Origin of the sequence: Vibrio sp. SALL6 (genome assembly GCF_002002385.1) — a bacterium.
GTDB lineage: Bacteria > Pseudomonadota > Gammaproteobacteria > Enterobacterales > Vibrionaceae > Vibrio > Vibrio parahaemolyticus.
On the sequence record NZ_MQVK01000024.1, the window covers coordinates 13464 to 29146 of the forward strand.

11 protein-coding genes are annotated in these 15683 nt (G+C 45.4%); 7 read left to right on the forward strand and 4 right to left on the reverse strand.

The window, feature by feature from the left end; all coding sequences use genetic code 11:
- Positions 1-224 precede the first annotated feature (224 nt).
- Complete coding sequence (gene pepT / locus BIW15_RS16755; protein WP_025522850.1) at positions 225-1454, forward strand: peptidase T; 1230 nt, start codon at positions 225-227, stop codon at positions 1452-1454.
- Between the two features lie 96 nt (positions 1455-1550).
- On the opposite strand, the gene BIW15_RS16760 is transcribed toward pepT, so the two are convergent.
- A complete protein-coding gene (locus tag BIW15_RS16760) occupies positions 1551-2015 on the reverse strand; it encodes a dCMP deaminase family protein (protein WP_005485131.1) in 465 nt (154 codons plus the stop codon).
- A gap of 404 nt (positions 2016-2419) precedes the next feature.
- Between BIW15_RS16760 and vmeY the strand changes: the two genes are divergently transcribed.
- Both vmeY and vmeZ read left to right on the forward strand, forming a co-directional pair.
- A complete protein-coding gene (gene vmeY, locus BIW15_RS16765) occupies positions 2420-3547 on the forward strand; it encodes a multidrug efflux RND transporter periplasmic adaptor subunit VmeY (protein WP_005485167.1) in 1128 nt (375 codons plus the stop codon).
- Between the two features lie 8 nt (positions 3548-3555).
- Positions 3556-6708 carry a multidrug efflux RND transporter permease subunit VmeZ gene (vmeZ, locus tag BIW15_RS16770; RefSeq protein ID WP_069501087.1) on the forward strand — a complete coding sequence of 1051 codons (3153 nt, stop codon included), beginning with the start codon at positions 3556-3558 and terminating at the stop codon, positions 6706-6708.
- 111 nt (positions 6709-6819) lie between these two features.
- Here the strand turns inward: vmeZ and BIW15_RS16775 are convergent, their stop codons facing one another.
- Together BIW15_RS16775 and arfB are read right to left on the reverse strand one after the other, a co-directional pair.
- Entirely contained in the window at positions 6820-8589 is a 1770-nt protein-coding gene (locus BIW15_RS16775) for a methyl-accepting chemotaxis protein (RefSeq protein ID WP_077281315.1), read from the reverse strand.
- Between the two features lie 101 nt (positions 8590-8690).
- Positions 8691-9104: an alternative ribosome rescue aminoacyl-tRNA hydrolase ArfB gene (gene arfB / locus BIW15_RS16780; RefSeq protein WP_005463517.1), complete on the reverse strand. Its 414-nt coding sequence runs from the start codon at positions 9102-9104 to the stop codon at positions 8691-8693.
- Positions 9105-9180: 76 nt separating this feature from the next.
- On the opposite strand from arfB, the gene BIW15_RS16785 reads away from it, so the two are divergent.
- Positions 9181-9783 (forward strand): beta-phosphoglucomutase family hydrolase, encoded by a 603-nt coding sequence (locus tag BIW15_RS16785; RefSeq protein ID WP_031814814.1) that lies wholly within the window; start codon positions 9181-9183, stop codon positions 9781-9783.
- 140 nt (positions 9784-9923) lie between these two features.
- On the opposite strand, the gene BIW15_RS16790 is transcribed toward BIW15_RS16785, so the two are convergent.
- Entirely contained in the window at positions 9924-10913 is a 990-nt protein-coding gene (locus BIW15_RS16790) for an OmpA family protein (protein ID WP_005463527.1), read from the reverse strand.
- 461 nt (positions 10914-11374) lie between these two features.
- Here BIW15_RS16790 and aroG point away from each other — a divergent pair, with 461 nt between their 5' ends.
- The 3 genes from aroG to BIW15_RS16805 all read left to right on the forward strand — a co-directional run bounded on the left by aroG (position 11375) and on the right by BIW15_RS16805 (position 15541).
- Positions 11375-12427, forward strand: coding sequence for a 3-deoxy-7-phosphoheptulonate synthase AroG (gene aroG, locus BIW15_RS16795; protein WP_005463529.1), 1053 nt, complete (start codon positions 11375-11377; stop codon positions 12425-12427).
- Positions 12428-12581: 154 nt separating this feature from the next.
- Complete coding sequence (locus BIW15_RS16800) at positions 12582-13754, forward strand: MFS transporter (protein ID WP_025442608.1); 1173 nt, start codon at positions 12582-12584, stop codon at positions 13752-13754.
- 218 nt (positions 13755-13972) lie between these two features.
- Positions 13973-15541: a PAS domain-containing methyl-accepting chemotaxis protein gene (locus BIW15_RS16805; RefSeq protein WP_077281317.1), complete on the forward strand. Its 1569-nt coding sequence runs from the start codon at positions 13973-13975 to the stop codon at positions 15539-15541.
- Positions 15542-15683: the final 142 nt, after the last annotated feature.

The window sequence follows — 15683 nt, forward strand, 5'->3', positions numbered from 1 at the left end:
GATTCAAAGCAAATTCTTATTGAGCTAAGAGCGTAACATGGAGTGAGGTTTATTACGGGCACTAGGCGGCCTCGCATTTAAATAACATTAGGTAGCCGAACTCATTCAGAGTAATTGGAGTTCATTCGTCAGAGCTACCTATGTTAGGCAAACCTTAGTATTGCCGGTTTGTTTGAGTGCGATGCGTAGTCTGGTGTTTATCGCTTAGAACAATGAGAATAAATATGAAGCATTTAGTCGAAAGATTCCTTCGCTACGTCACGTTTGACACCCAATCAAATCCCCATGCTGCCCAATGCCCAAGCTCACCTGGCCAACTCGTTTTTGCAGAGTTGTTGAAACAAGAGATGCTAGATCTTGGTTTGAGCGATGTGACTTTAGATGAACACGGTTACTTGATGGCAAAACTGCCGTCGAATGTTGATTACGATGTTCCACCAATCGGCTTTATCGCCCACATGGATACTGCACCAGATGCGTCTGGTAAGAATGTAAATCCGCAATTTGTTGAAGACTATCAAGGTGGTGATATTGCACTTGGGTTGGGAGACGAAGTGTTGTCTCCGGTTCAGTACCCAGACTTGCACAACCTACACGGCCACAATTTGATTACCACCGATGGCACAACGTTGCTTGGCGCGGACAACAAAGCGGGCATCGCAGAAATTTTGTCTGCGATCGCGATGTTGATTGAGAATCCAGACATTCCTCATGGTGACATTTGTATCGGTTTTACGCCGGATGAAGAAATCGGTCGTGGTGCGGATTTGTTTGATGTTGAGAAGTTTGGCGCGAAATGGGCATACACTATCGATGGTGGCCCGCAAGGCGAACTTGAATATGAGAACTTCAATGCGGCAAGCGCTGATGTGATTTTCCATGGCGTAAGCGTTCATCCAGGTACGGCTAAAGGCAAAATGGTCAATGCGATGAATTTAGCGGCGCAATTCCAAGTTAAAATGCCAGCAGACCAAACCCCTGAAACCACCGAAGGGTATGAGGGCTTCTTCCATCTGAAATCGGGAGAACTGGGTATCGCCCGCAGTGAGCTTGGTTACATCATTCGCGATTTTGACCGTGAAGGGTTAGAAGAGCGTAAGGCGCTAATGCAAAAACTTGTCGATGAAATGAACGCAGGTCTGAAACACGGTTCTGTCGAACTTAAGATTACCGACAGTTACTACAACATGCGCGAAATGGTTGAGCCGTACCCTCACATTATCGAATTAGCGAAACAGGCAATGGAAGCGTGTGATGTTGAACCGTTGATCAAACCGATTCGTGGTGGTACGGATGGCGCGCGGTTATCCTTTATGGGATTGCCTTGCCCTAACATCTTCACCGGTGGTTTCAACTTTCATGGTATCCATGAATTTATCTCTGTAGAGATGATGGAAAAATCTGTCCTTGTGATTGTAAAAATCGCTGAACTTACCGCTAAAAAACACGGTTGATGGAACGTTCACCCACTCAATTCAATTGAATGGGTGACATCGATACAAAAAAGCCCAGACAATTTGTGTGTCTGGGCTTTGTAGTTTTGGGAAGGACTAACGAACGTCTTTATCCTCGAAATTGATGTCGTCTAGCGGTAGCCAATCTACCTCAACACCCGCCTGATCAAACATATCTTGGCTCACTTGGATTTTATCTCCCCAGCGAGATAGAAAGTCTTCAGACTGTTCTGGGCAGTGAACGCGCGAAATACCTGTTTGAATGATCTTTGCCGCGCAGTTCGGGCACGGGAAGTGCGTTACCCAAATGTCACAACCATCCAAATCGCGTTTTGAAAAGAGAATTGCATTCTCTTCTGCATGCAGAGTTTTTAAGTATTTCAGTTCACGTTCGTCGGTGTCTACGCTGTCCGAAACACCGTGTGGATAACCGTTAAAGCCAACAGAAACAATGCGGTTCTGTTTAGTGATCACCGCACCTACCTGCGTTGAAGGGTCTTTACTCCAAGACGCCACCAGTTCAGCCATTTGGTAAAAACGTTTCGCCCATTTAGAAATCATGCTCATCCTCTCGGTCGAAGGCTTTGAATTATCTGAATGATAACCCATTTTTTTTAAAAAAATAGTCGAAATACGAGCATTACAGTGAAAGCGATTCGTTTTCATGGTTAATCGGGGAGAGTTTGTTCAGCTCTAAGCAACAATTCCGCTTTTATTGATGAGTTTATTGGTCAAAATTGGCAAGTGAATGAGTCATACATCACATTGATGATTAGAGGTTGCTTATATTGTGGGGTGAATGAAGATCTGAAAATGATTTCAAATACATCAACTTTATTTCGGCTCGTTTCAATTAATTACATTTAGAAACATTTTACGCAATTTATGTAGGAGAATTCGGAATCTACTGTCTGTAAGGTTAGTGTGTTTTCAACAATATCCTGTTCCATAAAGACGGTAAATACATGCAAAAGAAACCACTTGTCGCATTAATGGCGGCTACAGCTATCCTTGCAGGATGCGGAGAAGCGAATAATGCCCAAAGAGAGAGCCAAGCGCCTCTTGTCGTAACTCAGGATGTCACGGTAATCGACTACCAACCGAGTAAATCATATATCGGTCGCATTGAAGCGGTAGAAGATACCAATATCACAGCACAGATTTCAGGCTATTTACAAGCTCGTCATTTTGAAGAAGGACAAATGGTAGAAAAAGGTCAGCTTCTTTATTCTATTGAACCTTCTTCTTTTGAAGCACAAGTGGCAAGTGCGAAAGCAGCGTTAGCACAAGCAAAAGCTTCGCTTAAAAAGGCAGAGCTTGACCACCAACGCGGCAAAAACCTGCTTCCTCGTGGCAGCATCTCCCAATCGGAATTTGATGCGTTGACAGCAACATTGCTAGGCGCGCGTGCAGAACTAGAAGCTGCGAATGCACAGCTTAAACTTGCAGAAGTCAACCTTTCGTACACGCAAATCCGAGCGCCGTTTAGTGGTCGTATTAGCGACACTAAAGTGAGTACTGGTGATCTGGTTTCTCCATCTTCAGGTGTGCTGACGACGCTCGTGAGCCTAGATCCTGTGCACACTTCGTTTAGCGTCAGTGAACGTGAGCGTTTAGCGATGGGAATGGATCGAATTAAAGGCGATGGTTCGGCCGAGTCGAACGGTGTGGAAGTGCAACTAGAGCTAGAAAACGGCCAGTTTTTCGAACACCTAGGTCAGCTTGATTTCTTGGGTAACCGTATTGATACCAAAACGGGCACGATTGCTATGCGTGCGTTGGTGCCAAACCCAGAACACAAACTGCTTCCTGGCCAGCACATCAAAGTCAACTTACGTGATAAGAACACGCGAGATGTCATCGTCGTGCCTCGTCGTGCGGTGCAAACTGACCTAGAAGGTGACTTCGTGATGGTGACAACGGAAGGCAACGTCGCTGAACGTCGCAATGTAGAACTTGGCCCGCAAGTCGAGCAGGGCATCATCATTCGCGAAGGTCTTGAGAAAGGTGAAGCTGTTATCACACAAGGTCTACAGCGTGTTCGTAATGGCGTAGAAGTGCGTGTTCAAACTCCAACTGAAGACAAACAGTAGGAGGTCGCATGTTAAGTCGTTTCTTTATACAAAGACCTAAGTTCGCGCTGGTCATTTCGATCATCCTGACGTTGGCTGGTGCCATTTCGCTAGCGATTTTGCCAGTGGCTGAATATCCGCAAATTAGTCCACCGTCGGTTAGCGTAACGGCGTACTACACTGGCGCAAGTGCCGAAGTGGTTGAACAGGCCATCGCCGATCCGATAGAGACATCGGTGAACGGCGTAGAAAACATGATTTACATGTCTTCGAAAAGTGCTAACGATGGTTCGTACAGCTTAAACGTTACGTTTGATGTTGGTACCGACCCAGATATGGCGCAGGTGAACGTGCAAAACCGAGTGTCACAGATTGAGTCAAAACTGCCTCAGGAAGTACGCATGGTCGGCGTGACGGTGAAAAAGCGTTCTCCTGACTTATTGATGGTTCTGAACTTCTATTCACCAGACGGCAAGTACGATGACCAATTCTTAATTAACTACATCAACTTGAACGTAAAAGATCAGTTGGCGCGTGCGAAAGGCATCAGTGAAGTAAATGTAATTGGTGGTGGTGAATACGCGATGCGCGTATGGTTGGACCCAGAAAAAATGGCCAACCTCAAGCTAACGACATCGGATGTATATGCTGCTTTAGCGGAGCAAAACGTTCAGGTTGCTGCTGGCCGTGTTGGTGCTGCGCCGTACAATAACCCGCAAGAAGTGCAGTTCAACCTAGTGACGAAAGGTCGCTTAGAAAGTGTGAGCGAGTTTGAAAACGTTGTTCTTCGTGCCAATCCAAATGGCTCTACGGTTTATCTAAAAGATGTTGCACGTGTTGAACTGGGTAAGAAGTTCTACGATGGTAACGGTAAGTTCCGTGGGCAAGATGCTTCGATTGTCGCTCTGTCACTTCAGTCTGATGCAAACGCACTAGAAAGTGGTAAAGCAGTAATGGAACTGCTTGAACGCTTGAGCGAAAACTTCCCTGAAGGTATGACTTACGAAACCAGCTACGACACGACTGTGTTCGTCGCAGAGTCGATCAAAGGCGTGGTGAAAACACTCGTCGAAGCGATTCTATTGGTTATTGCCGTAACATATCTATTCTTGGGCAGTGCGCGAGCAACGTTAATTCCAGTGGTCGCGATTCCAGTTTCGTTGATTGGTACGTTTGCCATCATGCAAGCGACAGGATTCACCATCAACACGGTAACCTTGTTCGGTTTGATTCTCGCGATTGGTATCGTGGTGGATGACGCGATTCTGGTTATCGAAAACGTTGATACCACGATGGCGAAAGATCCAACCATTTCACCTCGTAAAGCAACGTTGCTAGCGATGAAAGAGGTGACTGGGCCAATCATTACCTCAACGTTGGTTCTGTTGGCGGTATTCCTACCTGTCGCGATGCTTCCGGGTATTACTGGCATCATGTATCGTCAGTTCGCATTGACGATCTGTATTTCGGTTGTGATTTCGTCAATCAACGCGCTAACGCTGTCACCGGCTCTTTGTTCATTGGTATTAAAACAAGGTGGCGGCAACACGGCTAACTGGTTCCAAGCATTCAACCGTAGTCTAGAGCGTGTTACTACGCGTTACGGCCAAGTTGCAGGCTTCCTTGTTAAGAAATCTCTGTTATTGGTAACGTTCTTCATCGTTGCGGTTGCTGCGGTGTCTTTCTTCGCGAAGACGACATCAACGGCATTCGTTCCTCAAGAAGATAAAGGCATTTTGCTGGTCAACGTTCAGTTGCCTGATTCTGCTTCGCTGTCTCGTACAGAAGAGGTGACGAGCGACTTGATGAAAATGATCGAGGAAGAACCCGGTGTAGATGGCGTAACGGTTGCAAACGGCTTTTCGTTTATGACTGGTGCTGCGGCGTCAAACGGTGCTTCGCTGTTCATTAAGCTGCATGATTGGGAAACGCGTAACTCGCTAGGGGGTGAACATTCTGCCAACGCGATAGCAGCTCGCATCAATGGTCGAGCAGCGATGGAATTGCCTCAAGCTGTCGTGTTTGCGATGGGGCCGCCTGCCGTTCCGGGTATGGGCGCTGCTTCCGGTTTTGAATTTGTATTGGAAGATACGCTAGGTCGTAGCCGCACTGACTTGTCGATGGTGATGGGGGAGATGATTCAGGCAGCAAACCAAGCTCCTGAGATCGCGTACACCTTTAGTACATTCCGTGCGAACGTACCGCATTACTATGTGGATATTGACCGCGAGAAAGCGCAACAACTTGGTATTTCGTTGTCGTCTATCTTCCAAACTTTGCAAGGCAACTTAGGTTCGCTTTACGTGAATGACTTCACCATGTTTGGTAAGAACTTCCGCGTAACCATGCAAGCGGACAGTCAACACCGTAGTGGTATGCAAGATTTGGAACGTTTCCATGTTCGCTCTTCGATGGGGGAAATGGTGCCACTAAGCACGCTAGTCAGCTACGAGCAAGTATTCGAACCTGATGTGGCATGGCGATACAACATGTACCGTAGTGCCATCATTCAAGGCCAACCAGCTCCGGGTTACTCAAGTGGTGATGCAATTGCAGCGATGGAACGTGTTGCTGCAGAAGTTCTACCACAGGGCTATACCTACGAATGGACAGGCATGGCGTACCAAGAAGTGCTTGCTGGTAACCAAGCCATTTACGCATTTGCGTTGGCGTTGATCTTCATTTACTTGTTCATGGTGGCGCAGTATGAAAGTTGGAGTATTCCTCTGGCGATCATTTTGGTGGTACCTGTTGCAACGCTAGGCTCCTTCCTCGCGCTGAACTTAACGGGCACACCATTAAACTTGTACGCTCAGATTGGTCTCGTTCTCCTTATAGCATTGGCTGCGAAAAACGCTATTTTGATTGTGGAGTTCGCGAAGCAAGAACGTGAAGAGAAAGACGTTGCCATCGATGACGCAGCCGTAAAAGGCGGTACGCTACGTTTCCGTGCGGTGAACATGACGTCTTGGTCGTTTATCTTGGGGATTTTCCCGTTGATCTTCGCCGCTGGCGCGGGTCATGTGAGCCAAAACTCGCTCGGGGTGTCTCTGATTGGTGGTCTATTGTGTGTGCTTCTTGCGGGTACGTTCTTGATTCCGGGCTTCTACGCCCTGGTACAGAGACAACGTGAGAAGATTCATGGCGGCAATACAAAGCTTGTTCCGCTTGATGATGAATAACTACCAACACGATTTGGGCTGAGCTGATACTGAGCCTAAATAGAAAACAAAAAGCCCGAAGCATTCATTCGCTTCGGGCTTTCTTATTGGATTAACGAATCTACTAGTAGATTACTTTAAGCGAGTCTTAAACTCGGCTACCGCTTCATCCATATCGTGTGCTTGAGCCGACACTGAGTTCACTTCATGCAAACATTCTTGCGCGGAGTGCATGTTGTTTTCAGAGATGACGTTCAGCTCAGTGATTGAGTCGCTAACTTGGTTCATCACAATGCCTTGCTCTTCAATCGCAGAAGCAATGCGCTCTGAGTTGCCTTGAATCGCGTGCATGTCCGTGATGATTTGCTGGAGGCTTGCGTCTAATTGTTCAGATGCACTCAGGGTTTGCTGACCTTGTTCGTTACATTGATCAATATCGGAAACCACCATCGACATCTGCGCTTGGATGTCCATCACCACTCGCGTGATCTCTTCCGTGGATTGATGTGTACGGCTCGCAAGAGCGCGAACTTCATCTGCAACCACGGCAAATCCACGTCCTTGCTCACCCGCACGAGCCGCTTCGATAGCCGCGTTAAGTGCAAGTAAGTTCGTTTGTTCAGCAATGTCTTGAATGATGTTCACCGCACCGCCAATTTTATCGACGTGTTGGTTCAATGAGCCAATAGACTGTTGGCTGTTCGAGAGGATACCCGTCAGCTGACCAACATTCGTCACGGTCATTTCTACTACAGAGCGACCTTGTTCGGCGTTAGTCGCGGCTTGGTGAACACCTTCAACCGCAACCGATGTGCTTTCAGAAATTTCACCGATAGTGGCAACCATCTGCTGCACGGCCGTCGCCATAGAAGCTGTGTGATCAGTCTGTGCGTGGAACTGTTCCATAACACCTTCAAGCTCACGATGCATGTTGTCTGTGCTCGCTGTTAACTGCATCGATTTTTCTTGTGTGTTGTGGATCAAACGCTCTAGCTTTTCGAGCAGATCGTTGAGGTGGTGGCTGATATCAAACAGTTCATCCTTACCTGCAAGATCAGAGCGCAAGCCCATGTTATTGCTTTCGCTGATGTTCTTAATCGTTGCTAGCAAGCTGCCAACACGAACGTTGATAGAGCGAGAAATTTGCCAAATCAGCGCAAAAATCACTACTAAGATGAACGCCGTAATGGCTTGCTTGATACTTGCCATTTTTTCATCGCGTTGGGTTGCGGCAGAATCAATCGATGATGAGAAAGCTGCAAACTGCTCTTCCACGGCGTGAGATAGCGCGCGAGTTTCGCCCAGTAAACCTTTGTTGTAAGCCACACCAATGACTTGTTTTTGAGCTGCAAGTTGTTTCGCTGACTCTAACAGTTCTGGAACGTATAGGTCAGACAGTTTGCTTGCGTCAAATTCGCCCACTTTCACCGCATTATCAAACTGGATAAGAGAAAGGATTTGCTGATGGTCGGCGCTTTTCTTTGCTTCAAGTAGAAGGTTTTCGTAACGCGCAAGAATGCCACTTTCTTTGTCTAGGCCATACTTTTGAGAAGCGGAAACTAATGCTTGGAAACCTTTTTGATAAGCGAGTAAATCCTGCTTGAAACGCTGACTTGAGGGTAGGTCGTATCGGTTTAGGATTTGAGCGAGCTCTTTCTCGGTGCTTAAAAACTTATCAACATTACTATCAAATTTATCTAAGTATTTGACATTGCTGCGAAGTAAAAAGTCTTTCTCATTACGTCGCAAGTTGAGTAAGCGTATTTCTAAATCACCGACAAGTTTTACTGCGTGGTTGAGTTCATTGCTCTGATTTGCGAAATGAGATGAGGTACCCAAAAGGGTCACAATGCCTAAAATGGCGATAACTCCGAGGAAGTAGAGTTTTTGCCTAATAGTCATATTGTTGTTTCCTGAATAAGTGACTAAAAAAGAGAAATCCAATCAGATTTCCAAGGGCTAGCAAACGTTGTTCAACTAACATGTCGTGAAAATGACATGCCTTAATACAGCACTTTTTTACGTTGCTGTTTTTTTGCCCCCTGCTTGTTTTTACTGTCAAGTCGGCGGCGTTGTGAAGCGCGGGTTGGTTTTGTTTTAATGCGCTTCTTATCTTGTAAGGCGGCAGCTTTAATCAACTCTTGTAGGCGATTTAGCGCATCCTCTTTGTTTTTTTCTTGTGTGCGAAACTGTTGCGCTTTAATGATCACCACACCATCTTTAGTGATACGGCTATCAGAAAGTGCAAGTAATCGCTCTTTGTAGAATTCCGGTAAACTTGAATGGTGTATATCGAAGCGCAGATGTATGGCAGTCGCTACCTTGTTAACGTTCTGTCCGCCATTTCCTTGAGCTCTAATGGGCGTTAATTGTATTTCCCATTCTTGAAGTGTGACGGAGTTCGAAATTTTGAGCATGATAAGCAAATGCCGATAAGGACGATTGAAAGAGCTGATAAATTAACACTACAGATGTACAAATAGAAGAAAAGAGATGAGCACGATTGATTTTAGGCCATACGAAGGATTCATCTTCGATATGGATGGTACCTTGATTGATACCATGCCTGCCCACCTTGCGGCTTGGCAAGCAACGGCTGACCGATTTGATTTTCCCTTTTGTCAGGAGTGGTTACACAGCTTAGGTGGAATGCCGAGTTTTAAAATTGTCGCTGAGTTGAATCGTCATTATGGGTTATCTCTAGATCCTCAAACGGTTTCAAAATTCAAAATGGAGACGTTTGCCGCGATGGAGTTGCAGGGCGATGTCATCCAGTGCACAGGCATTGTTCTTGAGGAATATTTAGGCCAAAAGAAAATTGCGGTCGGAACGGGAAGTCAGCGAGAAAGTGCGATGCGTCTGCTCAGTCATGCAGGGTTGATCGACAAGCTTGATGCCGTTGTGACGGCTAGTGATGTCGAAAATCACAAACCTTGTCCGGATACTTTTTTATTAGCCGCAGATAGATTAGGGATTGACGCGCAAAGCTGTCTGGTTTTTGAAGATACAGAATTGGGTAAACGTGCAGCTCATTCTGCTGGGATGGACTGTGTCATGGTCGAAGGAAATAATCTCGTTTTTTATCCGAAGAGATAAGTGCTTACTATCGATGGACGATGCTTGAATCTTCATTTCTTGATTTCATTTCCTTTATAAAAATCCAAAAATCCAAAAATCCTGAAAGTGAAAAGGGGTGCAAGCGCACCCCTTTTGATGAGAATGTGTGAACATTCAGATTATGGTTGAACCATCTCTTGGTATTCGAACGAAGGAACCACAACTTCTACGCGACGGTTTTTCTCACGACCTTCACGAGTGCTGTTGTCAGCGACTGGATTCTCTTCACCCATACCTTTCACTGTCAGGCGATCAGCATCGATGCCAGCGCCAGTGATGTAATCTGCCACAGCTTGAGCACGACGCTCAGACAGTTTTTGGTTGTAAGCCGCAGGACCTGAGCTATCAGTGTAACCTGTGATTTCAACTTGAGCTTGTGGGTATTCGTTTAGGAATGAAACAAAGTTGTCCAGACGTTCAGAAACAGACTCAGTAAGTTTCGCACTGTCGAACTCAAACGTGCCTGTACCGTACTCTTCTTTGTGAACTTTGCTCATTAGTACTGGTTCTGGATCTGGCTCAACTACTTCTTCTGTTACAACAGCAGCAACCACTGGCGCAGCTGCGAATTTGTAGTTAACGCCGATACCGAAGAAGTTTGCGTCCATATCGTCCCAAACGTCATCCGACATATCTTGGTAACGTTGGTACTCAGCGCGAACACTCCAGTTTCTATCAATCGAATATTCAGCACCTAGTGAGCCTGTTGCAACGAAATCTTTTTCGTCTTCAGACATCATGTACGCACCACCGATCTTAGCGAATAAGTTCCAAGAATCGTTTAGATGCCAGTTGAATTTAGGTGCAAGTGTTAAAGCCGTTAAATTGCCGTCGATCGTATCAACTGTACTAGCTCCTGACTTAAAGTTCGCTTTGTAGTCGCCTAAGAAATCGACACCGTACTCTAGACCGATGAAATCGGTAAAGTCATAACCGATATGTAGTCCGGCACCAAAAGCTTCATCATCACAAGGGCTATTTAGATAGCAAGCATCGTCAAGTGTAGTCATGCCCACTTTGCCCCCGATATACATTTCAGCTTGAGCAGAGTTTAAAAGCGCGCTACTACCAGCTACCACTGCTGCTACTGCAATTGCTACTTTGTTCATAATGTTTCCTTGTATTGATTGCATATTAACTTCTACTTTGTTTTATCAAAAATTTAGAAAAAACCAGCGTTTATAAGAAATTAGTTCAATATTCTAATGATTTCACATCAAGCAACAATATCTTTGAACTTGATCAACATTTATTACCCAATAACACCTCACAAACTTCTGATATTTCTTACATTGTAGTAAAGATTTTTAGTGTCATAAGAAAATTGATGATTATTTTGAACTTTTTCGTGTAAACATTATTTTACGATGTGCGAGATAGTTAACGGTTGTAATTTGTTTGCATTTATTTGCAAAAAGTGATTGCAAGTCTATGGGGAAGCCGATAAGTTAATTGGAATGATAGACAGATAATCACCGGAGCCCTTGTTGCTGCTCGCTTTGTGAACAATGTTGCAATGAGTACAGTTGGCAAAAATTGGGTCGGAAATAACAACCAGGAAGTAGAAGTAATGTTTCAAACTGATGATGTAAGAATTAATAGAGTAAAAGAGTTATTGCCCCCTGTTGCAGTTCTAGAGAAGTTCCCAGCGACCGAAACCGCTTCTTCGACCACTTTTGATTGCCGTAATGCCATTCACAATATTCTTGAAGGAAAAGATGATCGTTTACTTGTGATCGTTGGTCCTTGTTCTATCCATGACCCTGCAGCTGCAGTTGAATATGGCAAAAAGCTGAAAGTGTTGCGTGATGAACTTGGTGAGCAACTGGAAGTTGTGATGCGTGTTTACTTTGAAAAACCACGCACGACAGTAGGCTGGAAAGGTTTGATCAACGACCCATACCTGAACGACACATTTAAGCTAAATGACGGTCTGCGTATTGGACGTAAGCTGCTTTTGGACCTTACTGATATGGGCCTACCGACAGCGAGTGAATTCCTAGACATGATCACACCTCAATACGTGGCGGATTTGATCAGCTGGGGCGCGATTGGTGCACGCACGACGGAATCGCAAGTTCACCGCGAACTCGCTTCTGGTCTTTCTTGCCCGGTTGGTTTCAAAAACGGTACTGACGGTAACATTAAAATCGCGAGCGATGCTATTCGTTCTGCAAGTGCTTCTCACCATTTCCTATCGGTAACGAAGTACGGTCATTCAGCGATTGTTGAAACCGCAGGTAACCCAGACTGCCACATCATTTTACGTGGTGGTAAAGAACCAAACTACAGTGCAGCACACGTTGCTCAAATCAAAGACGAGTTGGACGCGGCAGGTCTACCGAAGAAAGTGATGATCGATTTTAGCCACGCGAACAGCTCTAAGCAGTTCAAACGTCAAATGCTAGTGTCTGATGATGTATCAGAGCAAATCGCTGGTGGTGAAGATGCAATCTTTGGCGTGATGATCGAGTCTCATTTGGTTGAAGGCCGCCAAGATTTAGTGGATGGTAAAGTGGCAACTTACGGTCAGTCGATTACTGATGCATGTATCGGCTGGGACGATACGGAAACGGTACTTCGTCAGCTTTCTGAAGCAGTAAAAGCGCGCCGTAGCAAATAAGCTCAGCAGCAAGAACATTTTTAACAAGCGAGTACTTAAAGAGCCAGAGGCACTATGTCTCTGGCTCTTTTTATTGAGAATTAATCGCATCTCTTTCTATTACGCGGTCTTTCCTATATGTTGTTTGAAGGAATTTTAACCAAAGGAAATGGATTTGAATCGTAACGTATGGTTGTTATCGTTGTGCCAAGCACTCTTGATGACAGGAAACATTCTCTTGATCTCGGTGATCGCGCTCATTGGCAAAACACTTGCCCCGTCACCGAGCTTTATTACTTTGCCTGTCGCACTTCAGTTTCTCGGTTTAATGGCGGCAACGATACCTGCATCATTGATTATGGGGAAACTCGGTCGTCGTTTGGGCTTTAGCCTAGGTAACCTCATCGGCATCGTGGGCGCAAGTTTGGCGACGTACGCGTTAAGCCAACAAACCTTTTATCTATTCTGTTTTTCTACGTTTTTGCTCGGTGTCGGAATCGGCTTTGGCACGCTCTATCGTTTTGCTGCAATAGAAGTGTGTGAAGAATCGGCAAGACACAGAGCAATTTCAATATCTATGGCGGGTGGGGTATTAGCGGCTATTCTCGGTCCGAATTTAGCGGTGTATTCGCAACAATGGTCAGACGATGGTTTGTATACGAGTGCTTTTTCTGTCCTGATTGTTCTCTACATCACCGCGCTTGTATTGCTTCAAACGATTCGGTTCCCGCCAGCGCATACTCAGCTATCGCATGTTAAAGCCGATACTATTAGTGACATCATAAGACGCCCGAACTTTATGATTGCTGTGTTAGCGGCAATGGTGGCTTATGCGGTGATGAATATTCTAATGACAGCGACGCCTTTGGCGATGATTGGTTGTGGTTTCGATTTCGACAAAGCCGCAGGTGTGATTGAGTGGCATGTGCTCGGCATGTTCGCTCCAGCCTTTATTACTGGTCGATTAATTGAGCAGTTCGGCGCAAAGAAAATGATCCTAGCGGGTGGCGTGCTGTTCATTGCTTGTATAGGGATTAACATTCATGGTGTGTCCATTTGGCACTTTAGCCTTGCCTTAGTTTTGTTGGGCGTAGGTTGGAACTTCATGTTTATCGCTGCAACGGGGCTGTTTAGCCAAAGTTACGAAGCGAAAAACCGCAGCAAAGCGCAGGCGTTTAATGAGTTCTTCGTGTTCAGCTGTGTCACCATTACTGCCTTACTTTCTGGCTGGCTTGAATCGACAGTCGGTTGGCAAAACCTGAACTTGTATGTTCTTCCGTTCGTATTGCTCGTGATTGTGATCTTTGCGATGAAAACGAATAACAAAACAGAATCCCAAATAGCCTAACTTTCAACCTGTCACAGAAAAACTCAGCATCTGAACGCTGAGTTTTTTGTTTATTAGCTCAAATTTTGACTGGTAACGCGCAAATTTCTGCCAGTGATGATAATTCCCACACTAAAAATGTCGTATTGATAATACTTTTTATCTAACATTTTGTAATAAAAACAATAATCCTGTATACATCTCACCGAAAACTAATAAAAATTATAGAAGTATCGTCTATGTCAGCCAATTTTTCTCAGAAAGCTCAAGAAACCCTCGTCGGAGAACTTGAAGAACTCGTTTCGACCACTAACTTAAAAGGCGTTATTACTTATTGTAATGACGCGTTTTGTCGCGTTGCAGAATACACGCACGAGGAGTTAGTCGGTCAGAATCATAATATCGTCCGTCATAGTGACATGCCTAAAGCCGCTTTTGGTGATATGTGGGCACGCCTTAAAGAAGGCAAAGCGTGGCGAGGTATGGTTAAAAACAGCACCAAATCTGGCGGTTATTACTGGGTAGATGCCTACGTAACGCCTATCTATGAAAAAAACCAAGTTGTCGGTTATCAATCTGTGCGCGTTAAGCCTAAGCGTGAATGGGTGGATATTGCTGCAAAAGCTTACAAGGGGATGCTAGCCGCCGAGAAAGCGGGTAGAACCTGGTCGTTAAAAATTAACGAAACGGTTCGCTATGCGATCCTACTGGGTGCATTAACTGCACCTGCCGCAGCGTACGCACTATCTGTTGAAGGTCCGCTTGCTTGGCTTGCAAGTGCATTACCAGCGAGCGTCTTAGCGTTATTGTTCCGCCAAGAGTTGATTGATACGCCTCAACAGCTCAAAAAGCTGCAAAAGCAGTATGACAGCGTGAGCCGTTTGATCTATTCAGGCAATAGCGCATTTTCGATTGCTGATTTCCATATCAAAATGTTGTCTGCAAGGATTCGAACCGTATTGGGAAGAATGACCGATTCGGCGCTGCCACTGCAAAATTGCGCTGAAGAACTCAGTCAAACAACTGCTGAGGTTTCAGCCGCGTTGAACCAACAAAACAGTGATATTCGACGCGTGCGAGATGCGACGCAAAAAGTGGAATCTTCAGCGAATTCGGTATCTTCAAGCACCAACGATGCGCATATGCTGATTGATGACACCTTGAAGTCATGCATGATGGCCAAAGAGACGATCGATCAAACGCATACCAACCTAGCTCAATTGAGTCTTCAAGCTGAAAAAGCAACGGAAACGACGTATCAACTGAGCGATCAGGCACAGAAAGTGAATCATTTGATGGTTGAAATCGGTGGTATCGCAGAGCAGACCAACTTGCTGGCGCTGAACGCGGCGATCGAAGCAGCAAGGGCAGGTGAGCAAGGTCGTGGTTTTGCTGTTGTTGCTGATGAAGTTCGCGCACTGTCTGGACGTACGTCGAATGCGACGGAGCAAATTCAAGTGTCTATCTCCGCCATGCTTTCGACGATAGAAGGTTGGCAGAAAGATATTTTGGCAAACAAAGAGCAAACCGATGCCTGTTCTCAAGTTGCTGAGCAAAGCGCTCTGCGTTTGTCTGAAGTTGAACAGATGATGCAAAGCATGAGTGGCTTGATGGTTGATGTGGCAGAAGCGGCGAACAACCAGTTAAAGCTATCTAGTGATGTAAACCAGCACATTCATTCTATTGCGTCGACCGCAGAGCAAAACTTAGCAGCAACGCATTCTGTTGAGCAAAACAGCCGTCAGTTGAAAGAACAAGTACAAGATTTCTATCAGCTTGCGATTCGATTTGAAGATAAGCAGTCGTAAAGCTGCCTTTTAGCGACGCCAAATATCTCAAACAAATTCGAGATAAAATAAAGCCCCGCCATTTCTGGCGGGGCTTTTCAGTTTTCAAATTCGCAATAGAGAAAACTGATTATCTTTTAACGCGATTACGCTAGTAGTTCTT